This is a genomic window from Polaribacter sp. AHE13PA, from assembly GCF_019278505.1.
Lineage (GTDB): Bacteria > Bacteroidota > Bacteroidia > Flavobacteriales > Flavobacteriaceae > Polaribacter.
Genome location: NZ_CP058985.1, coordinates 1,126,813 through 1,151,540 on the forward strand (window position 1 = coordinate 1,126,813; position 24,728 = coordinate 1,151,540).

The 24,728-nt window shown below is 31.0% G+C and carries 20 protein-coding genes; 9 read left to right on the top strand and 11 right to left on the bottom strand.

Annotated features, from left to right (window positions below; all coding sequences use genetic code 11):
* Positions 1-291: 291 nt before the first annotated feature.
* Together H0I28_RS04890 and H0I28_RS04895 are read right to left on the bottom strand one after the other, a co-directional pair.
* Positions 292-840, bottom strand: coding sequence for a transposase (locus tag H0I28_RS04890; RefSeq protein ID WP_218760752.1), 549 nt, complete (start codon positions 838-840; stop codon positions 292-294).
* 1,397 nt (positions 841-2,237) lie between these two features.
* Positions 2,238-3,206: a patatin family protein gene (locus H0I28_RS04895; protein WP_218730446.1), complete on the bottom strand. Its 969-nt coding sequence runs from the start codon at positions 3,204-3,206 to the stop codon at positions 2,238-2,240.
* 47 nt (positions 3,207-3,253) lie between these two features.
* Here H0I28_RS04895 and H0I28_RS04900 point away from each other — a divergent pair, with 47 nt between their 5' ends.
* The gene (locus tag H0I28_RS04900; RefSeq protein WP_218760753.1) at positions 3,254-4,306 is read left to right on the top strand and encodes an oxidoreductase; all 1,053 of its coding nucleotides are present in this window, start codon (positions 3,254-3,256) and stop codon (positions 4,304-4,306) included.
* Between the two features lie 339 nt (positions 4,307-4,645).
* Entirely contained in the window at positions 4,646-5,500 is an 855-nt protein-coding gene (locus H0I28_RS04905) for an outer membrane beta-barrel protein (RefSeq protein ID WP_218760754.1), read from the top strand.
* A 450-nt stretch (positions 5,501-5,950) separates the two neighbouring features.
* On the opposite strand, the gene H0I28_RS04910 is transcribed toward H0I28_RS04905, so the two are convergent.
* The gene (locus H0I28_RS04910; RefSeq protein ID WP_218760755.1) at positions 5,951-7,783 is read right to left on the bottom strand and encodes a cation:proton antiporter; all 1,833 of its coding nucleotides are present in this window, start codon (positions 7,781-7,783) and stop codon (positions 5,951-5,953) included.
* Positions 7,784-8,205: 422 nt separating this feature from the next.
* Here H0I28_RS04910 and H0I28_RS04915 point away from each other — a divergent pair, with 422 nt between their 5' ends.
* Entirely contained in the window at positions 8,206-12,057 is a 3,852-nt protein-coding gene (locus tag H0I28_RS04915) for a T9SS type A sorting domain-containing protein (protein WP_218760756.1), read from the top strand.
* A gap of 115 nt (positions 12,058-12,172) precedes the next feature.
* Here the strand turns inward: H0I28_RS04915 and H0I28_RS04920 are convergent, their stop codons facing one another.
* The gene (locus H0I28_RS04920; RefSeq protein WP_218730451.1) at positions 12,173-12,796 is read right to left on the bottom strand and encodes a MarC family protein; all 624 of its coding nucleotides are present in this window, start codon (positions 12,794-12,796) and stop codon (positions 12,173-12,175) included.
* 433 nt (positions 12,797-13,229) lie between these two features.
* On the opposite strand from H0I28_RS04920, the gene H0I28_RS04925 reads away from it, so the two are divergent.
* From H0I28_RS04925 to H0I28_RS04940, 4 genes are all read left to right on the top strand, one after another.
* Positions 13,230-13,844, top strand: coding sequence for a DEAD/DEAH box helicase (locus H0I28_RS04925; RefSeq protein ID WP_218760757.1), 615 nt, complete (start codon positions 13,230-13,232; stop codon positions 13,842-13,844).
* 24 nt (positions 13,845-13,868) lie between these two features.
* Entirely contained in the window at positions 13,869-14,633 is a 765-nt protein-coding gene (gene map, locus H0I28_RS04930) for a type I methionyl aminopeptidase (protein WP_218760758.1), read from the top strand.
* Positions 14,634-14,697: 64 nt separating this feature from the next.
* Positions 14,698-15,336, top strand: a complete 639-nt coding sequence (locus tag H0I28_RS04935; RefSeq protein ID WP_218760759.1) for a thiamine phosphate synthase — start codon at positions 14,698-14,700, stop codon at positions 15,334-15,336.
* Positions 15,337-15,511: 175 nt separating this feature from the next.
* Positions 15,512-16,762, top strand: a complete 1,251-nt coding sequence (locus tag H0I28_RS04940; RefSeq protein WP_218760760.1) for a mechanosensitive ion channel family protein — start codon at positions 15,512-15,514, stop codon at positions 16,760-16,762.
* A 76-nt stretch (positions 16,763-16,838) separates the two neighbouring features.
* Here H0I28_RS04940 and H0I28_RS04945 read toward each other — a convergent pair whose 3' ends face one another.
* The 7 genes from H0I28_RS04945 to H0I28_RS04975 all read right to left on the bottom strand — a co-directional run bounded on the left by H0I28_RS04945 (position 16,839) and on the right by H0I28_RS04975 (position 22,492).
* Positions 16,839-17,453, bottom strand: a complete 615-nt coding sequence (locus H0I28_RS04945; protein WP_218760761.1) for a DUF6515 family protein — start codon at positions 17,451-17,453, stop codon at positions 16,839-16,841.
* 350 nt (positions 17,454-17,803) lie between these two features.
* A complete protein-coding gene (locus tag H0I28_RS04950; protein ID WP_218760763.1) occupies positions 17,804-18,106 on the bottom strand; it encodes a hypothetical protein in 303 nt (100 codons plus the stop codon).
* A gap of 250 nt (positions 18,107-18,356) precedes the next feature.
* A complete protein-coding gene (locus tag H0I28_RS04955; protein WP_218760765.1) occupies positions 18,357-19,103 on the bottom strand; it encodes a hypothetical protein in 747 nt (248 codons plus the stop codon).
* A 162-nt stretch (positions 19,104-19,265) separates the two neighbouring features.
* Complete coding sequence (locus H0I28_RS04960; protein ID WP_218760767.1) at positions 19,266-19,964, bottom strand: thioredoxin family protein; 699 nt, start codon at positions 19,962-19,964, stop codon at positions 19,266-19,268.
* Between the two features lie 10 nt (positions 19,965-19,974).
* A complete protein-coding gene (locus tag H0I28_RS04965) occupies positions 19,975-20,469 on the bottom strand; it encodes a TlpA disulfide reductase family protein (protein WP_218760769.1) in 495 nt (164 codons plus the stop codon).
* A 319-nt stretch (positions 20,470-20,788) separates the two neighbouring features.
* Complete coding sequence (locus tag H0I28_RS04970; protein WP_218760771.1) at positions 20,789-21,517, bottom strand: LytTR family DNA-binding domain-containing protein; 729 nt, start codon at positions 21,515-21,517, stop codon at positions 20,789-20,791.
* Between the two features lie 3 nt (positions 21,518-21,520).
* Positions 21,521-22,492, bottom strand: a complete 972-nt coding sequence (locus H0I28_RS04975; protein ID WP_254712837.1) for a sensor histidine kinase — start codon at positions 22,490-22,492, stop codon at positions 21,521-21,523.
* A 799-nt stretch (positions 22,493-23,291) separates the two neighbouring features.
* On the opposite strand from H0I28_RS04975, the gene H0I28_RS04980 reads away from it, so the two are divergent.
* Together H0I28_RS04980 and H0I28_RS04985 are read left to right on the top strand one after the other, a co-directional pair.
* Positions 23,292-23,789 carry a hypothetical protein gene (locus tag H0I28_RS04980; protein ID WP_218753207.1) on the top strand — a complete coding sequence of 166 codons (498 nt, stop codon included), beginning with the start codon at positions 23,292-23,294 and terminating at the stop codon, positions 23,787-23,789.
* A gap of 305 nt (positions 23,790-24,094) precedes the next feature.
* A complete protein-coding gene (locus tag H0I28_RS04985; RefSeq protein ID WP_218760775.1) occupies positions 24,095-24,715 on the top strand; it encodes a hypothetical protein in 621 nt (206 codons plus the stop codon).
* The last annotated feature ends 13 nt before the right edge of the window (positions 24,716-24,728 follow it).

Consider the following 24,728-nt stretch of genomic DNA (forward strand, 5'->3'; position numbering starts at 1 on the left):
GTCTCGCTCGTGTCTATACACATAACGTGTTATTTTATTAAAAAGCTAATCATTAAAATATCTGATGTTTGCTTTTTATAAATTGCTTGTTGACTTCTTATTATTGTGTCACGAGCGGAACGCTCGCGTTAACGGACAGTAATTATGAGTTTCTAGTTTAAAATAAATATTATTGACTTGTAGAAAACTAATTGCTTCCAACAAGTAATTCTACAAACAATTTCAATCAATAATAACATATATTCAAGCTAGCGAGAGCGCCTCGCTCGTGCCTCTTATCATCACAATAATCTAATTCAAATCTATCTCTAAAATCGTAGAATCATCATTACCATAATTTCTAGCGCTGCTATATTTCCAATCTATTGGATCAGTTACAAATCCGGTTTCTAAAGGATTATTATGAATATATTTTAGTTTTTGCTCAAATACCTTTAAAGACCAAATTTCAATTGGTTGATTGTGTTGTTGCCAAAATTGTTTATTGGTAACATTACTATTCTTTTTTCCAGCACGTTCAAACATCCAAAGCATCCATTCTTTTCTGCTTTCTTGCGGATTCTCTTCAATCGCTTTCAACATTTTTTTTGAAGTAAAACCTTTAAAATCTCTAATTAATCCAGAGGGATCATTTAATGCAGAACGAAAAATTAAATGTATGTGACTTGGCATTATACAATATCCGTAAATTTCCATTCCCTTATGCTTTCTGCAATAATCTAAAGATTCTATAATACACCAAAAATAAGCATCTCTTGTAAATACATCTATCCAATTTACCGTAGCAAAACTGATAAAATAAGCTCCTGATTTTTCTCCAAATTTATATTTTCTGCTCATATATAAAGTTTATTATGTTTATCTGCTGGCGTTAGCGTCCCGCTCGTGCCCACGCCCACACAATATAAACATACTATTTTAGAAAAAACACAATCACTATAAATGATTCAAACAAACGTTGGTAAATCGTTTGTTGTACTTTATTTGTTGTTTCACGAGCGGGACGCTTGCGTTAGCTAAAGAAATATACGCTCAATCGTTAAGTTTTATTTTTGAAAATCGAACTAACCTTATCCGCTGGCGCAAACGTCCCGCTCGTGCCCACACAATATAAACATACTATTTTAGAAAAAATATAACCACTATAAATGATTCAAACAAACGTTGGTAAATCGTTTGTTGTACTTTATTTGTTGTTTCACGAGCGGGACGCTTGCGCTAGCGAAAGAAATACACGCTCAATCGTTAAGTTTTATTTTTGAAAATTTAACTAAGCTTATCCGCTGGCGCGAGTGTCCTGCTCGTGCCCACACAATATAAACATACTATTTTAGAAAAAACACAATCACTATAAATGATTCAAACAAGCGTTACGAAAATCGTTTGTTGTACTTTATTTGTTGTTTCACGAGCGGGACGCTTGCGTTAGCGAAAGAAATACACGCTCAATCGTTAAGTTTTATTTTTTGAAAATCGAACTAACCTTATCCGCTGGCGCGAGTGTCCCGCTCGAGCTCACACAATATAAACATACTATTTTAGAAAAAATATAACCACTATAAATGATTCAAACAAACGTTGGTAAATCGTTTGTTGTACTTTATTTGTTGTTTCACGAGCGGGACGCTTGCGTTAGCTAAAGAAATATACGCTCAATCGTTAAGTTTTATTTTTGAAAATCGAACTAAGCTTATCAGCTGGCGCGAGTGTCCTGCTCGTGCCCACACAATATAAACATACTATTTTAGAAAAAACACAATCACTATAAATGACACAAACAAACGTTGTATAAATCGTTTGTTGTGTTTTATTTGTTGTTTCACGAGCGAGACGCTCGCGCTAGCGAAAGAAATATACGCTCAATCGTTAAGTTTTATTTTTGAAAATTTAACTAAGCTTATCCGCTCGCGCTAGCGAATGATTAATATAAGTGCGATTATTGATGAAGTGTCATAACCGTTATATCTGAAGGCGTAAAAAAATAAACTAATTAACTTACAAATTTAAGTACCATACGCTGGCGAGAGTGTCTCGCTCGTGCCTACATAATATAAACACACTATTAGAAAAAATACAATTTCTATAAATGACTCGAACAACCGTAACGAAAATCGTTTGTTATACTTTATTTGTTGTTTCATGAGCGAGACGCTCGCGCTAGCGAATGATTAATATAAGTGCGATAATCAATGAAATATCGTAACCGTTATATCTGAAGGCAAAAAAAACTAATTAACTTACAAATTTAAGTCCTCTAAATCGTCTAAACCTTCTTCTATTTCTTGATCTGTTAAAACATCGGGTCTAAATTCACTCATTAATTCTTCTCTCTTAGACTTTGCATATTTATAACCAGATTTCCACCATTTACGCATTAAAGTTTCATCAAAAACTAAAGAATTTGTAGTTAAAACCGTTGGAGTATAATACAAGTTGAGTTTAATGTTTTTATTAGTAGCAGCTAATTTACCAATGGTAATATTGTGTCTTTCTACGTGTGCCAACATAAAATCGAACACATCAAACAATAAAGAAAACGGGTTTGTAGCAGGCAACTTATTAAACTGAGTCACTTCTGTTTCTAAGATAATAGCATCAATTTCTGTGGCACCACGTAAAATTGCTTCTCTAATAGGTACTAAAGACCCAAAACCACCGTCTGCATACTGACAATTATTTTTTTCTAACAAACTCATAAAAGGCACATAGTTGCAAGACCCCCAAATCCAATCACAAAAATCGTCATACGTACAATCGTTAATAGATTTATATTCAATTTGATTGGCTGTTAAATTAGAAACTGTTACAACAACCTCTTTATTGTTTTCTCTAATCTCATTATATATTTCTTTGGTAATTTTTTTCTTAATTAAAGTCCGTAAGTTTTTACTTTCTCCAAAAGTTTTTCTTCCGTTTAAAAAGTTCCAAAAGGTATTTAAATGTCGAATAGTAACCACTTTTTCTCCAGCTACTTTTTTAATTTTAAAAGGATTATTACTGAAAATAGTTTTTTGATTTACATTCGTGTATAATTTTTTTAGTTCATCTAATTTTCCAAGAGCTAAGTGAGAAACCATTAAACTTCCCGTAGAAGTACCAATATATATATCGTAATCTTTTTTTTCTTTTTTCATTAAGTATTGCGCAACTCCGCCTGCAAATGCCCCTTTACTTCCTCCTCCTGAAATTACCAATGCTTTTTTCATTATCTAAAAATGATTTGTTATATTTTAGTGCTATAAAAGTATCAAAAATGAAGAGAATAATCATATTTATTTTTGGTTTCCTAGGTTTGACGTCTTGTGCAGTCAATTATCAACCTAGAGAAATCAATGCTATTACCGTAAAAGAGTTTAAAATAGACAGCGTTAGCATTCGTGCAATTCAGGTTGTCAATAAGCATGAAGTTATATATGCAGGTTCTAATGGAGACATTGGTTTCTTTTCAGATAGCGAAGATTCTATGTTGACAACAAGGGTTTTAGAAGTAAAATATCAAGATTCTATTAGACCTAACTTTAGAAGTATTGCTTCTAATAACAAAGCTGTTTTTGCCTTAAGTATTAGTAATCCTGCTTTATTATATCATCTTTCAGATGGAAAAGCAACTTTAAAATATACAGAAAACCACGAGAAAGTTTTTTACGATGCTTTACAGTTTTTTGATGATAACCAACATGGAATTGCAGTTGGAGATCCTACAGAAAATTGCGCATCTATCCTTTTGACTTCGGATGGTGGAGATACATGGTCTAAAATTCCGTGTGCTAATTTACCTGAATTTGAAAAAGGTGAAGCGTTTTTTGCGGCAAGTAACACCAATATAAAAACGATTGGAAGCTCGGTGTGGATTGCGTCCGGAGGAAAAAAAGCTCGTATTTTAAAGTCTGATGATTATGGAAATACTTGGCAAGTTTATGATACACCAATTGTACAAGGAAATGGACCACAAGGTATTTATTCTATTGATTTTACTGATAAAAATAACGGAATTGCAATTGGTGGTGACTACTCAAAACCTATAGAAAACAAAGCAAATAAAGCCATAACAAATGATGGCGGACTCACTTGGACTTTAGTTGCAGACGGACAAAACCCTAACTACAAAAGCTGTGTACAGTATGTGCCTAAAACCAACGGAAAAGAGGTTTTTGCTGTTGGTAAAACAGGTATTTCGTTCTCTAATAATGGAGGTCTTAGTTGGGTAGAAGTCAGTAAAGAAGCGTATTATGCAATTCAGTTTGTAGATAAAAATACGGCTTGGTTATCTGGAAACAATAAATTAGGGAAATTGATTTTAGACTAGTGTAACAGTAGATTTAAACTATTATTTCAGAATTAAATACTTTAGATTTTCATTTACACACCAAAACGGGAATTAAACACCCATATTATCAGCTTTTTAACGAATATACCTAAGAATTAAGAAGTAATATTTTTACTTTAAAACGAAATAATTCGATGGATTTTTTTACCTTTAGTTAGGTTCATCAACCTTATCAAAAAAAAAGTATATTTGCCTTCGATTTTAATTTAAGGTGTACAATAATGATCTCTAAGTTTTTGTAAATTAGTTGCATTTATGTGAGATATTAGAATCCCTAAAATTTTTATCTTTTTATAAATAATTCAAAAATTATATATTATGAAACAATTAATTACAGCAGTAGCAGCAATTTTAGTTAGTACAGCTTCTTTCGCACAATTTCAAGTATCTGCAAGCACAGGATACGCAATGAGTAGTGCAGGAATGCTTACAGGAACCACAACAACTACAACTAGTACCGAAAATAATTATGGTAGTTACGGAGAAGGTTCAAATGTTCAAATAAGAGGAACGTACTTTTTAAATGAAAAATTTGGATTAGAATTAGGTTTAGGATATTTACATGGTGCAGACCAAACAATTAACAAAACATCTATACCAACAGTTGCAGAAGTAAATGCAGTTGCAAGAGCTCGTGCATTTGGAGCCTCTGCTTCTATGGTATATAATTTTACAGAGAACTTTTACGGGCGTATTGGTGCTTTGATAAAAGTTGGTGGTAAAACAGAAGCAGTTGTTTATAATAAAGTATTCTATACCGATGATAATCCATCGCCTCAAGGCTTACCTAATGGTTCTTATTCTGAAACTAATTATATAGAAGACTTTCACGGACAATTTCCTTTAGGTTTTGTAGGTGCATTGGGATATTCATTTGATTTGAATGAACATTTTTCTCTTTTTGTAGAAGCAGAATATTACGGAATTAGTTTAAAAAGAAAAGATTCTGAATTAAAAGAATTCAATACAGATGTTGCTTTACCTGATGGTACAGTCGTTGCTAATTTCAATTTAGATAACTTACCTGATGGTTTTTATAAGGAAACTACGTATGTAGATGAATTACCTCACAGCAATACTGATGGTTCTAAAAAATTATCTCAAAAAGTACCTTATTCTTCTTTCGGATTAAACTTTGGAGTTACTTATAAATTTAGTGGTTCTAGTAAATAAAAGTATTACTATTTAAGTACAAGTGGTTGTCTAAAAAGTTTTAAATCATGTTATACTGAACTAGCTTCAGATTGATGTAAAACTTTCTTTTAGACAACCATTTTTTTGTCTTCTTCCGTTTTATTAAACGCCATTAACTTCTTCTTTTTTATCATTGATAAAGATAATTTTCAATAACTTTAAGCACCTTTTTACTACGTAGATAATCTTCTATTAATGGACTTAAAGATTGAAGTAAACCTTGAAAACTGAAGTAATTTACTACTTTCTATTAGAATCCAGTTACAAAAAAGTCCTACCGAAGCAGGACTAATATTTTCTTTTACGTTATGTAGTTTTACATTAACAGGAAGTTATTTTATCAATATAACTTGCTAGAACATCATGTTTAAATAAAAACATAAACAACTGTCTTTAAATAAACTAAACAACCTATAATAAACAATAAGTTTAAGTTTGTTGTTTATCTCTTTTAAAATCTTCTTTAAGAGATGCTACTTGTTGTTTATACTCTTCACGTTTTTTAAATATATAATCATCGTCTCCTTTTGGTTCAGCCGCCAAACGCCTTATACTTTCTTCGTCGTACTTAATAAATTTTGCTACTTGGTTTTTTAATGTTTCTTTTTCGAAACCAACTTTAGTTAAAACATCACAAGCCAAGGTTAAGGAAGTATCTAATGTTTCACGATAAATATTTTCAATTCCTAAATTAACCAACTCATAAGCATCATATCTGTTTCTTGCTCGAACCATTAATTCTACATGAGGATATTTTTTCTTAACCTGTTTGCTTATTTGATGTGCAGCATCTGGGTTGTCTACTGCACAAATTAAAATTTTTGCTTCTGCAATACCTGCAGACTCTAACAATCCCATACGTGTTGCATCACCATAATACACTTCAAAACCTAATTTTCTAAGATAATCTACACGATTAGAATCGTGATCTAAAATTGTGGTTTCTATATCATGAGATTTTAAAAAACGACCTACAGTACTACCAAATTGTCCAAAACCAACTAATATAATTTTTTCAGATTTAGTGTGTTCGTCCATTGGTCTTTTTATAGACTCTTTTGTACCTATTCTAGGAAGAATTAAGCGTTCGTTAATCATACTTGCAATAGGTGTAATCCCCATGGTTAAGGCGGTAACTACAAGCATAATATCTAATTGTTCTTGCTCTAAAATACTAGATTGAAAAGCAAATGACAACAATACAAAAGCAAACTCCCCTACTTGTGACAAATTAAAAGTCAACAATAAATTTTGATCTATTTTTAATTTAAAAACAAGTCCTACTATAAATAAAACAATGGCTTTAATAAAAATAACGGCAAGTAAAATACCTCCAATAGTAAAAGGATTGTTTTGAATTACAATAAAGTTAATCGAAGCTCCAACAGCTATAAAAAACAACCCTAACATTAAGTTTTTAAAGGGCTCTAAAGTACTTTCTAGCTCGTGTTTAAACTCACTGTTAGATAGTACTACACCTCCTAAAAATGCTCCCAATGCCGGACTCAAGCCAACGTATTCCATTACAAAGGAAATTCCGAATACAATTAAAAAAGCAGCTGCAATTAAGAGTTCTCTAACTCCAGATTTTACAACTTTACGCAGCATAGGTACAATTAAATAACGACCTGCTATAATAATAAAAACTACAGATGCAATAATGGCAAGTGTTTGCAATTCCATTGGCAAACCATCTAATAAGTTTGCATGACCGCCATGAGTATCTGCAGGCATCTTTGAATTAGAACTCGCCATTAACGGAATAGAACCAATCATAAAAATAACAACGATATCCTGAAATAGTAAAATTGAAAAAGCAGAAGCCCCCGAAGTGGTATGCATCAATCCTTTTTCTTTTATCGTTTGTAGTACAATTGCAGTAGAAGAAAGTGCGACTGCCATAGATAATACCAAGGCAACTTTAGACTCATAATCAAAAGAAGTAAAGAGATAATAAGACAACAACATAGTTAGAGAAACTTGTATACCTCCCATGCCTAAAATGGTTTTTCGCATCTCCCAAAAATTCTTTGGTTCAATTTCGAGACCAATTAAAAACAACATTATTACAACTCCAAACTCAGAAATATGCATAATATCTTGTCCTTCTTCCCCAATAACTCCTAGCATATAAGGTCCAATTACTACACCTGCAATCAAATAGCCTAAAACAGAACTTAAGCCCAATCGTTTGGCAATAGACACGCAAATAATTGCTCCTGCTAACAATATAATTGCTACAAAAAGTAAACTTCCTGTCATATTTTTACTCTATTTATTTGGTTCTTTATTTATAATTACAACTGTAAAAGTTGCAAATCATTATATTAAGTTCAAAGATATCACGATTATTAAATTAATTACTTATTTTTTTAAGAAATCGAATGTTTAAAATTAGTTTTAATTAAAAGACCTTTTTTTATCATTGATAAAAAAAAAAGAAAGGTTTCTGCTATAAATAAGTATAAAGAGTCAAGAATAAAAAAACTTCTATAGGAATGCCAAAAGAATACAGTTTACTTCTTTTATAAGCACTTAAAATTAACTAATTACAATTAAAAAAATGATTTCAAAATAAACAATTTATTTACATATCCGTTATTTAATTAACCAATATGTAATAATAAGTTTCAATTATTTTAACGATGTAAGGTTAATATTGTAGCTATTCTAAAAGAGAAAATATGTATAAAAAAATTACAATTTTAACTGCAGCCTTATTTAGCTATTTTGTTGGTTATTCACAAACAACCTTAAAAATAACAGAAATATGGTCCGGTAATAGTAAGGGGAGTAATCTTACTGGTGATTGGTTTGAAATAACAAATACAGGCTCAGAAGCATGGACTCCTGCCATGGGAGACCTTTATTTTATTGATGATAGAGATGAAATTGATTATATAGATGACGCTGTACTCATAAACGGTATTGCTGTTATTAAGCCAGGAGAATCTATTATTGCTATTAAAGATGAAGATATTACAGAATTTACATCGGTCTGGGATGACGTTTATGATTTAACAGATGTTCAAATAGGAACACACGACGGAAAAGGATTAGGGAAAGGTGGTGATGTTGTTAATTTATTTATCAGTGCAACCGTTCCTACGGATAATAGCACAAGAGTGGATTCTGCAGCGTATCCAGATACAGAAGCAAATCCTGGTCAGTCTTACGATGTTACTAAAGGCGCTTTTAGTGTTATTGGTGAAGCACCATATGTTCCGGTTGCTACAGCAGTAAATGATGAAGGTGAATCTGCCATTGCATCTCCAGGAAATACAGGTTCTACAGCACCTAATTTACAAATTACAGAAATATGGTCTGGTAACGGAAAAGGTGATAATCTTACTGGTGATTGGTTTGAAATAACAAATACAGGTTCTGGCGCATGGACTTCTGCCGAAGAAAACCATTATTATGTAGATGACAGAGATGAAATTGACTATGTAGACGATGCTGTATTATTAAATAGTGTTACCATAATACAACCAGGAGAATCTATTATTGCTATAAAAGATGAAAATTCTACACAGTTTATTGCTGTTTGGGAAAGCGTTTACAACCTAACCAATGTTCAGATTGCTACGCATGACGGAAAAGGGTTAGGTGGCGGAGGAGATACAGTTAATTTATTTGTAAGCACCACTACTCCAACGGATAATAGTACAAGAGTAGATTCTGAAGCATATCCAGATACAGCAACAAATTCTGGTCAGTCTTACGATGTTACCAAAGGAAGTTTCAGTGTTCTTGGAGAAGGGCCGTTTGTACCTGCAGCTACAGCGGTAAATAATGAAGGTGAATCTGCAATAGGATCTCCTGGTAACTTAGAAAAAGTAGCTGCTTCTACTATAAATATCGTTGTAGATACGGCTAATTTAACGTCGTTTTTAGATGTTTCTGAAACAAATGCTGGCTTTGTTAGTGGTGTTGTAAATGATGCTACCGATCCTGCAAGCACTATTGGTATTCCTTTTTTAATTTCAGACTCTAATACAGCATTATCAGATTTAACTGTTTCTATAAATAGTAGTAATGAAGCGGTTGTTTCTAACGCGAACTTAGTTCTTACAGGTACTAGTGGAGAAAGATTATTAAAAATTATACCGAGTACTTTTGGCTTTTCAACGATAACAATTACTGTTAAAGATACAGAAGAAAATGCTGCAACATATACCATTAATTATGCAGCTTCAGCAGCTTCTATTACACCAAGTACAAGTCGTTTTCATACTGGTTCTGCAGACGGTTCTACAGGAATTGCGATAGATGATGATTATATTTGGATTGGTGATGATGAAGATCAAACGATTCGTTTATACAACGCAAATCAATCAGGTTTACCTGTAAAAGAAATCGATTTTAATAGTTTTTTAAGTTCAACCAAAGAAGCAGATTTAGAAGGTTCTTTTAGATTAGATGATACTATTTATTGGATTGGTTCTACAGCAGAAGCTGATAGATCGGTGATTTTTACTACTACTTTATCAGGAACCGGAGCTGCCTCAAACTTATCATACAATGATAAATACAACAATTTACAAGAAGATTTATTAAACTGGGATGAGAATAATCTACATGGATTAGGCGCTAACTATTTCCAATTAAGTACTGTTTTAGAAGTTGAAGCATTGGCACTTGCACCAAACAGCACAACCACTGCTTATTTAGGGTTGCGTAGTTCTACTGTAGAAAACAAAGCCATTGTAATACCTGTAACTAATTTTACCAGTTTACCAGGTATGCCTTCTGGTTCTGCAACTTTCGGAACACCTATTTTATTAGATTTAGCTGGTAGAAGTTTAAGAAGTATGGAATGTAACGAAAACGGATGTATTTTAATCGGTGGTCCTTTCGGAACAAAAACAGATTTTAAATTATATACTTGGACCGGAAATGAGGCTGATCAACCAGAACTAAGAAATGCAGATTTAACAGCATTAAATGCAAACGGTTCTTTTGAAGGTTTGGTTTCGTTGCCAAATTCAACCTTTTTAGGAGCAGATGGTGATACAGATACTGTAAAATTATTGGTAGATTTAGGTGCAACTGTTATTTATAATGATGGTGAAGAAAATAAAGGCTTACGAGATCAATGGAAAAAATTTAGAAGTGATGTAGTTACTTTGGGAACTGTTGGCACACCATTTATTAAAACCCCTGTAATAAACGAGTTTGTAATCGATCATTCTGGAACAGATACACGAGAATTTATAGAAATTTATGGAGATCCTTATACGGATTATTCAAATTATACGATTGTAGAAATTGAAGGAGATAGCGGAAATACCGGTTTAATTGATGATGCAACTTTTACCGTAGGTACTACGGATGAAAATGGGTATTGGACCAGTCCTTTTCAAGAAAATACTCTTGAAAATGGAGCAACAACATTTTTATTAGTGAAGGATTATAGTGGGACACTTGGAGGTGATATAGACACCAATGACGATGGAACAATTGATACCACTTATTGGTCTGCAGTTGTAGATGGTATTGCTAGTTCGGAAGGACAAACCGGTGATTTAGTCTATGCTTTAGATTTAGTTCCTGGTTTTGATGGGAATGAAAATCAAGTTGGTGGTGCTTCTCGTATTCCAAATGGTGTAGACACAGATAGTACAAGCGATTGGGTAAGAAATGATTATAATGGTGAAGGTTTTGACGGATTTACAGGAACTCCTGTAGAAGGTGAAGCAATTAATACACCGAATTCTTACAACAAACTTGTTGGACCTGTTTTAAATATTACAGAAATCTGGCCAGGGAACGGCGAGGGTGATAATCTTACTGCAGATTGGTTTGAAATAACGAATAATGGACCATTACCTTGGACACCAGAATTAGGTGGACTTTATTTTGATGATGATTCTCAAGATCCTGCATCTGCAGTTTTAATTTCTGGGATTTCTTCTATTCAACCAGGAGAATCTGTAATTGCAGTTGATGCTTCAGACACAGATAATTATATATCAGTTTGGGGCGGAGTTTATGCTATTTCGGATGTTCAAATAGGAACCTATGCTGGTGCTGGTTTATCTGGCGGTGGAGATGCTGTAACTTTATGGATTGGAGAACCAACTACGGTTGGAACAATCGTTGATTTTGAAACCTATCCGGATACGGCTTCTAACCCAGGACAATCGTATGATGTTGAAAAAGCTGGATTTAGTGAAATTAATATAGCACCTTATTTTGCCAATGCAACCGTAGTAAATGATGCAAATGAAGCAGCTATAGGTTCACCAGGAAATAAAGGAACTGTTTTAAGTGTTTACGATAATGCAGTAAATACGGTTAAAACGTTTCCTATTCCTTTTGATGATACATTACATTTACAACTAAATACATCAACGAATATAACAATGGCTACCGTAAAAATTATAGATATGTTAGGTGCTGTTGTTTTTAGTAAAAAAATGGATCTATCAACTGGTAAAGTAACTTTAGACAATATGGCTAGGTTGCATTCAGGAGTTTATGTCTTACACGTTGCTGAATTAAATACGACCATGAAAATTGTAAAGAAATAAGCATTCTTTTTAAAAAGTAAAAGCCAGTTAGTAAAACTACTAACTGGCTTTTTTTATTTAAGATTATCTTGAAACCTTCAGACATAAAGTTTAAACTAAAAAATTTACTTTAAAATTATGTGGTTATCAAATCAAAAGAAATTTTAATACCTGTAATTACCATACCTGTACCAATAATGGCAATGATTAAACCCATTATTTTACCAATCACAGAAATTACGTTATTCCCCACTACTTTTACGATTAAATCACTCAATCTAAACGTATAAAAAGTAATTAAACTCATGGTTCCGAAGATCACAATCACTAAAATGATGTGTATGGTTTGTACATTTGCCACAAAGTTCATGGCAGTTACAATGGTTCCTGGACCTGCCAAAATAGGAATTGCCAATGGAGACACCGCAATATCTTCATCAACATCTACATTTTTAATGTTTTTTACATCAGATTTTTTAGATTGTAGCATTTCAAATCCAATGTAAAATATTAAAATACCTCCTGTAATCTTAAATGCAGGGACACTTATATTAAACAATTCAAAAATATATTTACCTAAAAGCACAAAAACAGTTACAATTACAAAAGCAATAATATTACTTCGTTTGTTAATGTCTCTTTTCGTTTCTTTGTCCAAACCTCTCGTTAAAGACACAAAAACCGTCATGTTAGAGATCGGGTTGGTTATTGCAAAAAAGCCTGTAAAAACAGTTATTGCAAAGGTTATTAAATTATCCATTTATTCTAAAGTTTTGAATCTGCAAAACAATTGAATTAGTTCTTTATAACCTAAGTAATTATGATATTTTTTTCTTAAAATATTTACACACATATATCCTCTTTTTAAACCTCCAAAAAATCATTAAAATAGGTCTTATCTGAGTTTAAAAAAGAAGAAGAATACATACGCTTAAAGCAACCTATTTAATTGAGCCTTTTTAAGTATTTTTATTTTATCTATTATTCTGATAAATGTATTTCTAAGGCAGTTTCAATCCTAAATTCTGGTACTACCAATTCTTTTACTCAAAGCCGAAAAATCGGAGGGAATTGTTTGGTGTAAATTTCTGTTCAATGTTCCTATAAAATCGAGTCCTCAAAAGAAATGAGTACGTCAATTAAATTGTATATTTGCTTTTATTTTTACAACAAACATTTACCTTTTTTTAGATATGCCTTTTAAAAAATTACATGCTGATATAAAAGAGATCTTAGAATCTCTAGAAATAACAACTCCTACTCCATTTCAAAGTAAAAGTATACCTGTTATTAAAAGTGGTGCAAATATTTATTGTACAGCTCCAGCAAACAGTGGAAAAACGACTACACTAGTACTTACTACCTTGCATAAATTAAAGTGCCAAGAAGTTGGTTCTGCTCCAAGGGCATTGGTTCTAGTAGAAAATTCTGAAAAAGCACTTGCATTGCATGATGAATTTATAAAACTTAGTAAATACGATGCTTTACGTGTCTATGCTTGTGATGATAGAGAACACATAGAGTTGTTAAAATCAGAAATTTTTGAAGGTGTTGACGTGCTTATTGCTACGCCTAAAACCATGAATAAATTACTTTTATTAGAAGGTGTAAATACCACACAATTAAAGATTTTGAGTATAGATGATGCTGAGTTTTTAGTTGAAAAAACTGCCTATGCAGCATTAATGGCAATTACACAAAGTATTCATAAATGCCAATATGTATTATATTCAGAAAAAATGGACCCTATTTTAAAACGATTTGAGTCTTATTTTATGCAATACGCTAAAACAGTATCTGTTAAATAATATTTCATCCAAAAAAATAAACAAATGTCAATAACTACAGAAGCAGAATTAATCGGAATGCAAAGGGTTAGTGAAGTTGTTGGAACAACGCTAAAACTCATGAAAAAACATGCCAAAGTTGGTATGTCAACTAAAGAGTTAGATGCATATGGAGCTGAAATATTAAAGAGTTATGGTGCTAAATCTGCTCCTTATGAAACTTATAATTTTCCTGGGTATGCTTGTATCAGTGTAAATAAAGAAGCTGCTCACGGAATTCCTTCAGACAAAAAAATATTGAAAGAGGGAGATTTAATAAATATTGATGTTTCTGCAGAGTTAAACGGATTTTGGTCTGATAATGGAGGTTCTTTTGTAATTGGAAAAGACATTCATAATCACCAACCTCTTGTAAATGCTTCTAAAGATATTTTACACAAAGCTATAAGCAACATAAAAGGTGGTGTAAAAATAGCTGATATTGGACATTTAATAGAAACAGAAGCAAAAAAATCTGGTTTTAAAGTGATTAAAAATCTGGCAGGACATGGAGTAGGAAGAAGTTTGCATGAAGAACCTGAAAACATTTTAAACTGCCGTGTAAAATCTAATCGTGAAAGGTTTAGAAAAAATACAACAGTAGCTATTGAAACATTTATTTCAACAAAATCAACTGTGGCTGTAGAATTAAATGACGGTTGGACTTTAGTTGGAAATAGAGGTGGATACGTTACACAACATGAGCAAACAATATTGATTACAGACAAAAATCCTATTATTTTGACTGAATCTAATGGGATGTGGAATTAAAAACCACTTACTAATAAAACGCATTCATTTGCGATTATAACCATCACCCTAAAACGAACACAAAATGATTCCTAAACTACACTATATATCTCAAGGTAATTCTCCAAAAGAACATTTAGAAAATATTCAGAAAGCATGTTCGTCTGGAGCAGAATTGGTACAATTAAACATTGCTGGTATTTCTGAAAAGAAATATCTAAAATTAGCACTAGAAGCGAGAGAAATTACATCTCATTTTCAAACTAGATTAATTTTAAGCAATCACTTTAAAATTGCGAAAGAAGTAAAAGCAGATGGTGTTCATTTAGAGGACATAGATTTCTGCGCTACAACGGCTTTAGAGCATTTATTTACTTGGCAAATTGTTGGTGCAACAGCAAACACCCTGCAAGATTGTAACACCTTAATTAGTAAAAAAGTAGATTATATTACTTTAAGTCCGTTTAAGAATAAGGAAGCGAAAGAGAATTCTATAAAGGATTTAGGTTTAAATGGTTTTTCTTTAATTGTACAAGCTTTAAAAACTGAAACTCCTATTATTGGTGCTGGAGGAATTACAACAGATGATGTTGCTGATATTTTAGAAACTGGAGTTTCTGGAATAGCCGTTTCAGATGCAATTTCACAAAACTTTGATTCCATTAAAAAGTTTAACGAATTGTTAAATGCATCTTCTACACAAGAGCAACGACACACTTTTTAGTCTCAATAATTTACTTTAGAGCTTAGCTCTATAAAATAATTATACATATTAGCTTTAGAGCTAAAATGCTACACTTTATAAAATGAACTGAATAATTTGGTTTGTTTTAAATACATTTATTTATATAATAAGTTGCCCATTTTTTAACATTAAGGCTTATTTAAAATCTTCATTTATGAAAATTACACATCAATTATACGATTATTTAGTAAATACGGGAATCCCTGAAACCTATGCAGCATATATAAATATGTTTGCTTTGCTAATAACTGTATTAATTCTTACATTTTTAATTGATTATATTATTAGAAAAATTCTTGTACAGTTGTTCAGTCAATTTGCTTCAAAAAGTAAGACCAATTTTGATGATATTTTAGTGAAAAATAAAGTACCTCGGAATATAGCGCATATCGTTCCATTAATTTTTGCTTTAGAATGCGTGCCTTTTGTGTTTTTTGATTTTCAATATATAGAAAATATAATTCAGAAAAGTTTAGAGGTATTTACCATTGTTTTAGTACTTTGGATTGTAAGAAGTTTCTTAAACTCTCTTAAAGATTTTTTTAAAACCTTACCTAGTTTAAAAGACAAACCGATAGATAGTTACACGCAAGTATTTATGATTTTTGCTTGGGTATTCGGTATTTTATCTGCCTTTGCAATTATTACGGGTATCGAGTTTATTAAATTTATTACTACTATTGGTGCTGCTTCTGCAGTTATTATCTTGGTATTTAAAGATACAATTTTAGGTTTTGTTGCCAGTATTCAAGTATCTATCAATGATATGGTAAGAATTGGCGACTGGATTACGTTTGAAAAATATGGTGCAGATGGAGATGTTATTGAAATTAATTTATCAACAGTAAAGGTTCAAAATTTTGACAAAACGATTACAACAATTCCTACCTACGCCTTAATTTCTGACTCTTTTAAAAACTGGCGTGGAATGACTAATTCTGGTGGTAGACGTATTAAAAGGTCTTTAAATATCAACTTAGAAAGCATTCATTATTTATCTACACAAGAAGTTGAAGACTTTAAGAAAATTCAGTCTATTAGTGCTTATTTAGAAACAAGACAAGCAGATATTGATGCGTATAATGAAAAAAACAACATCAATAAAGAACTATTATTAAACGGTAGAAATTTAACGAACATTGGTGTTTTTAGAAAATATATTGAAACCTACATAGAAAACCATTCTGGTACCAATAAGGATATGATGATTATGGTGCGCCAAATGCCACCAGAAACGCAAGGTATTCCGATTGAAATTTATGCTTTTAGTAGTGATAAACGTTGGAAAAACTACGAATACATTATGTCGGATATTTTTGACCATGTAATTGCAGCAGTTCCTTATTTTAATTTACAAGTTTTTGAATTACCTAGTAATTCTAGCTTTACAAACTTAAAGCAATAAATTAAAAGCATCTAAAAAGGAGGGTAATTTTACAATTAACCTCCTTTTCTTCAATCAATCAACTAGTATATTTACCTTAATTTACCTCTATAACACCCACTACTTCATAAGCTCTAGTGCCATTTACTTGTACTTTTTCATATAGAATATTTGCATATTCATAATAGGTTTGTCCGTCTATAACTACTTTTTCATAATCATTTGGTAACTCATAAACCACAGTTCCTACTTCTGGTTCTACTACTTCATATTCATTATTTATATTTAGATAAAAAGTACCATTTACATTGTAATAATTGTAATTGTTAAATCTAATTCTTTTATAATTTGTTGGTAAAACACGTACTCTAAACCCAATTTTTGGAGCTATTACGATATAACGTCCTCTAGATTGTGTGTAATACTTATTATTTGCATAATAATAGTTTTGTCCTTTATGGCTTACAACCGTTCTATTTGGGACATTTCTAACAGAAACTACTTTTTTTGTAGGCTTTTTATACGTTACTGTCTTACTTGGTATTCTTCTACTTGCCGTACTTCTTTTAGTCGTTGTTGTAGTTACTGTTCTTGTTGTTTTTGTTGGAGTAGATTTAGTTGTTGTGGTTCTACGTGTTTGTGCAGAAACTTGTGTTGCAACAGCAACGATAAACATAGATGGTATAACGAATGTTTTTATAAATGCTTTCATAATATTCATATTTTTAAATTAAACTTCTTTTTTATACTTCTAAGACTGCTAAATATAACTTAGGTTTAATGACTTTTTAGAGGAATAGATAAACAGGGGATTTATATCTATGAACAAGATCATTTTATAGACGCAATTATATATGAAAAAAGGCCAACATCACTCCTATCCTTAATTCATTTAAAGTATTATTGTTAGTTTTAGATTAGTAGAGAACCATTTGATAACCATAATAGGTTTTACACTGCGTAACCAAATCTATAATAGTATCAATAAAAGACAAATCATATTAGAAACAAAAGAAGACATACTTTACAGTATGTCTTCTTTTGTCCTAATTTAAAACAATATTATTTTAATAACGCTAATAAACCTGTTAATTCAGTTAGGTTTAGAGAAGTGCTATTGTCTGTGTCTAATACGTTAAAGTTTTCTGATACAGAACCAATTGCCTCTGTTGTGCTAATTGTTTCGTCTTTATTAGTGTCTAATAATGTAAAAAGAGTAGAAACTTGCTGTACAGTAGAGTTTGAACTTAAAGAACCTAATAAGGTTGCAGCTTGTTTAAGGTTAGATGAAGAGCCAATGTTCTGAATACTATTACAACTAAACATTGTAACGGTAAGTACTAGGGTTAATGCGATTTTTTTCATGTAATATATGTATGATTTTATGTTGCATCAAAAGTACTTTTAACGATTGGCTTTATAAAACAAAATAGACAAACACCATATATTTACCGCTTAATAAGAGCTCACAACAGATAAAATAAAATGCACTGGATTATTCTGTGAATGATGATAAAAAATCACCTATAATTCTGGAATAATTAATTATTAAATAGTGATTTTGAAGTAGATTTTTTAGCTAAATTTTAGTTTATAAAAGCCAATTAATAATACGCTACTCTATTTCTTCTTGCAACTTTGTAATCAGTATTTTGGTTTTACTATGTAAAGTTCTTGCGTAACCTAATTGTATTTTGGTTTGTAATAATCGATCAATAACACTGTTCTGATATTCTTTGGTAGCCAATAAGGTTTTATAATCAGATTTATTTCCAAATTCTTTAATATGTTTATACTTTAAATCATTGTCAGGAAGCATATCTATCAATGAAATAAATTTTTCTAAAGTAGGTTTTATCTTGTTTTCTACGATGTTTTTATTTTTCTTATCCTGATTATTAAATTGCTCAATTTTGGTTAAATACGTAGCTATTAAATCTTTTAACTTACTACTTTCTATCAGTTCCATTTTAGCTGTACTAAGAATAGATTTTACAGAACTGTCCTGTAAATTAACTTCTTTCACTGCTACATTTAAAATAGTATCTTTTGCACCCTGTGTTAGTTCATTGGTGTTTTTACCAACATAATTTAACGTATTTTCTAAAGACGTTATAGTTTCTGTATTTTCTTCCAAAGAACGTTTTAATAAACGCAAATTGGTTGTTAATTCATCATGTAGATTGGTGTAAATTTCATCTACCAGACTGTTGTTTTTTTGAATATCGCTTAATTCATTTATTTTCCAAGCAATGGAAACAGCAATTACAATCAAAATTATTTCACCTAAAGCATATAAGGCATAGGATTTAAACTTTCTTAAGTCTATTAAATTTCTTCTTATTTTACGAAACAGTTTCATAATACTATTTTGAATGATTTTTTTGTGGATATATAAAAAAAAGTACGCAAATGTTTGTGCATATTTTCCGAAGAAAAAAGAAACACAAACACACACGCACTAGTATTTTAACAGTCTTTTTAAGTTGTTACTCTATAAAGTAATCATGTATTTAATAACGTACTATTTCACTTTTACAGGACACCCAATAGCTTTTGTAAAGTTTGGTGTCGGTTTTTTACCATTTTCTAAAGCCGCAATAGCATTTTCTACATATTTTACTTTAACAGCTTCTGCAGATCTTGCATTATCATCAATAGTACCAATGTATTGTACTTTTTTATTTGCGTCTAATAAAAATACGTGTGGCGTTCTTACAGCTCCAAATTTAGGAGATACTTCCTGGTTTTCATCCGCTAAATACACAAACGGGAACGCTTTTTCTGAGGCTCTTTTTTGCATGGCTTTAAAACTTTCTTTATCATTATCTTCACTTACGTTCGGATTGATAGCAACCACAGCATATCCTTTAGAAGCGTAAGTGTTATGAAGCGCTGTTAACCTGTCTTCATACAATTTAGAAAACGGACATTCATTACACGTGAAAACTACAATGTATCCTTTTGCATCCTTAATATCTGATAAAGAAAATGTACTTTCATCTACATTTTTTAATTTAAAATCAGCAGCTACATCTCCTATTTTGTATCCACCAATTTCTTCTAATGTTTTAGATTGTACTGGACTGTGTCCGCCTCCTGGAGGACCTTTTCTTTCTCCGTTTGGTGGTGGTCCTTTTCTATCTTGTGCCGTTGCTGTATGGGTAATAAATAGACTACTCATTAAAATAATGGCAGCGAAAACTAATTTGCTTTTTTTCATGATTGTGGTTTTAATTTATTTTTTTTATTTCATTTTCAAGGTCTTCTGTACTCTCAAACATACGTTCATGAAAAGTCCTTTTTTTATTATTGAATATGATAGTAAATGGTATAGATCCAGACCAATTTGGGTCTATTTTATCGATCCAACTATTAGCGTCTGGATCGTCTAAAAGAACTACATTAGATATAATTCCTTTTCGTTTTAAAAACGGTTTTACTTTTGTTTCTAAATCATCTGAAAAATCTAAACTTACCAATGTAATTTTTAAATTAGGATGCTTCTTTTGATACGCTTCTAGTATTGGTAATTCTTTTACACAAGGTGCACACCACATTGCCCAAAAATTGACAATATGTATTTCTTCCGAATCTGTATATAAATAAGGCTTTAAAGTTTCAAAATTTAAAACTGGAATATTTATGTTTTTGCTATTCTGTGAATTACTTTGCGTTGTAAAACCAAGAAATAGTACAGAAACTGCTATTAAAATATTTTTATACATATGTATCTCTAATTATTTGATCTTATAAAGTTTAAAAGTATTTGTATTATTCTTTTAAATAAAACAAAATAGATAATACCTCACATTTTATCTATGAAACTGTCTTTATTATAGAAGAAAATTAGAAAACTATAGGGATCTGTAAATGAATAAGATCTCCGTTCGAACGCAGTCGAGAACTAGTTGAGTTTTACAATTCCGACAACGGAGGAATCTCATAAAATGCATAATGTTCTCTTGTTAGGCGGTTCCTCAATTCTTCGGAATGACAAGTTTGGATTGGAATACCACAATCCTCGATTGAAATAACAGTAATTCATTACAAAGAATTATTATTTACAAACTCTAAAAACTTAGGTTTGTAATTTTCAGAAACAGTAATCCGTTGTTTGTTAATTACAATCTGACTTCGTTCTATTACTTCAATATTTTTTAACGATACAATAAAAGAACGATGCACGCGCATAAATTGAGTTTCTGGTAGTTCTTCTTCTAAAGATTTTAAACTCATTAGTGTTAAAATAGCCTTCGGATTGTCTTTTAACCAAATTTTAATATAATCTTTCAATCCCTCTAAATACAAGACATCTGCCAATTTAATACGCAATTGCTTGTATTCAGATTTTACAAAAAGAAATTCTTTTTCCTCAGAAACTATAGGCTGTTTTTTGCCTTTTACCAACTCAAACCAGGTATTTGCTTTGTTAGCAGCAGCCAAAAACTCTGCATAATCAAAAGGTTTTAATAGGTAATCTAGTGCTTCCACTTTAAAACCTTCTAACGCATATTGATCAAACGCAGTGGTAAAAATAACACGAGTTTCTTTTGGTAGCATTTTAGAAAATTCAATACCTGTTAAATCTGGCATTTGTATGTCTAAAAAGAGTACATCTACCGGCTCATTTTTTAAAAATTCCATGGCTTCTATAGCACTGCTACACTTCTTTTTTAGTACTAAAAAAGGTGTTTTTTCTACATAACTTTCTACTAAATTAAGCGCCATTGGTTCATCATCTACAATAACACAGGTAATTTTTATATTGCTCATTATTTAGTTGGTTTCAATTTCTAATCTAGCTATAAAACGATTGTCTTTTACAGTGGTGTTAAAACTATTTTTATTCGGATATAATAATTCTAAGCGTTTTTTAATATTTACAAGTCCAATACCAGAACCACTTTTATCATCAGATTTTTTAGGAAAATCATCATTTTCGATGATAAACAAAACTGTTTTTTCTAAGGTACTAATATTAATATCAATAGTGCTTGGTTTACTCGCGGAAACACCATGCTTAAAGGCATTTTCAATTAACGAAATAAACAATAAGGGTGCAATCTTTATACCTGTTTCTTCGGGGGGAAAATTATAATTGACAACAGTTTTGTCGGAAACACGTAATTTCATTAAATCGATGTACTTTTTCATAAAGTCTATTTCTTTAGATAAAGAAATAGTTTCTTCATTGGTTTCATACAACATATAGCGCATCAGTTTACTTAAACTGTGAATAGATGTTTTGGCTTGATCTGGTGAAATATCTACCATCGCATAAATATTATTTAACGAGTTAAAAAAGAAATGCGGTTGTAATTGATAATGTAAATGTTGTAATTCTGATTTTAATTTAACATTCAACGCTTCTTTACGTTCTGCTTCTGTTTGTATCCATCTTTTGGTGGTTTTTATGGCTATTGAAAATAATAAAGGAGCCATATACGAGAGCATTTGTACGTACAAAAACATTTTAATAGGTGGCCCATTTCCGTCTTTATTAGCTGTTTTCTTTAAACTTTCAGCAAAAAATAAATCTTCAAGCAATTCTTTTAAAATAAGGCTGAACGCAATTATTACTAGGTTAATAAGAATAAACTGAACTGTTTTATTAGAAAATAAGTATTTGTCAATTAATACAAAATAATTAATATAGAAAATAACAGCGTAAAACGCTATGGGTACCCAAAAATGAGCAATAACTCTATTTAAATCTTGCTCTTGTCCGTAAGATAATATGTAAGGCATACTAAAGAGCACGAGCCAAACGAGTAGATGAGAAAAGAGGGTTATTTTTTTATTTTTATGCATTTTGTTAGTGTTTGAAAGGCAAACTTATTTCGCTTACAATTCATTATTTAATAATGCGCTTTTTAAAGCACAAACCAAAGGTAAAAATATTTAGGCTTTTGGTAGTATATAATTGCTATTTTACAGTATTCTCTATACCAATACAACCTTTTTATAGATGACAATTACTTTTATAAAAAGCAAACAGTAGCAAAACGCTAACCTTTTTATTATAAAGCTACTACTCGTTTGCTCCCTATTTGCCTAGTAAAAGTATGTATTTAAAAAATCCCCCCCCAAACCTACCCAAACAAACGCTCAGGATAAACCAAATGGGTCTATTATAAGGTAATTTGTAAATCATTGCACCAAAGCTCTTTTTAGGTTTGGTATTAACTTCTACTTTAAACATAGGCTATCACTAGTGTACTCCTATTAGAATTTTTTAAGAGAATTACATTCATTCCTTTCCTCCTTGTGAGCCTATCAGAGGTATTGTCTTTGCTAGTTTCTTGAAATTTTTGTGATTTCTCTTTTTTCTCAATCTCGTCCATAACTAACTACTTCCATTTTGTCGTATCGCTAGAGTTAAACCTGCATAACTGCAAAGTTCACTTTCACTGTTAAAGCAATCGAAACCGTCACTTTTCATATACAAGACCGATATAATAGCAGAACGGAACTGCTTATTAAAAAATAATTACATAAAAGTGTAACAATTCATTATTATTATCTTCAAATAGTAAAACAAATGTTTATGAATATAACAACAGACTTTAACAAATACTGTTTTGAAATTATTGAAAATGGAAACTCTATTTGCAAATTAACATCTGATTCTAATTCAATTGGAAAAACAAATTATTTAGGAGATTCTATTGAGTTTAGAACAAAAGATAACTGGTGGGAAAGATATCAATATTCTATAATTAAGAATTCAAAAACTATTGGCTCTATCAAATTTAATTGGCTTCTTGATAGTATAATAACGATTAATCAAAAAGGACTAGAAAAAAAATACATCTTAAAAATAAATACTTTTAAGCAGGAATTCAATCTGTATGATGACAATAAAATTCATTTATTAAAGTACAAAAAGACTGAAGGTGATTTTTCTGTTTTTGAAATAAACTGTAAAATTATAAAACAGCCAGAGGAAATAATTGATTTAAATGAATTAATTATTTATTCATACTACCCAGCATTTCTAATTATGCATGGAACATTAATTAATCAAATGAATGGTGGCGGATAATAAAAACTACACAAAACAAAGTAGTGTGGTAAATAAAACAAGTAAAACCTCATTAATTTTTCACTAAAACACTTCTATAATTATTATCATATGTCAATCCTGATTTAGCAATAGCGAAAACTAGTTTTAAAGCTTGTTACAAACTACTATTCACAGTAGTAGTACATCTTTTTGCGTTATATAAATAAGCGATATAAAGACATCATATCAAAGAAAAATGTTCTTTATTCAAAAAGGTCTACTTGATAATTAATATATTTAATTTTATATAATAGAATTAGCAGTAATGCTAAAACGAAACTAAAATGATAGACAGATTTTTAAAAGCAAAACATTGGCAACTTTTCACATTAATGTTTGGAATTCCAATACTATTCCAATTAGTAATGATGGGAACCATGTTTTCGAAAATTAATTCCGAAACAAATCCTGATCCAACAGAAATGTTTAATATATTTAAATTTTTTCCAATAATAATGATACTCTACATGGGCGTCTTTTTTGGTTGGTTTTGGTCTATTGCAATTGGCTTACAAAAGAAAGTACCAGAAAACGTAACAATGAAAACGAAGACATTTAAAGTGTTTTTTTTTATTCCATTAGTTTATATACTCTGTATTTCTATTTTTATTGGTGGAATGTTCAGCGGAATAATGCAAACCGGAACAGGACCAAGTGCAGGATTTGTCGCTGGAATGGTTGGAATAATTCTTCCTCTTCATTTATTGTCAATGTTTGGAATGTTTTACTCTTTGTATTTTGTTGCAAAAACATTTAAAACAGTTGAATTGCAAAAAGAAGTGAATTTTGGGGAATTTGCAGGTGAATTTTTTATGTTATGGTTTTACTTTATTGGAATTTGGATTATACAACCGAAAATTAATAAAATGTCGGAAAATGAAAACACGTTAGCAATAAATAACTGAGCTAGAAAAGCAT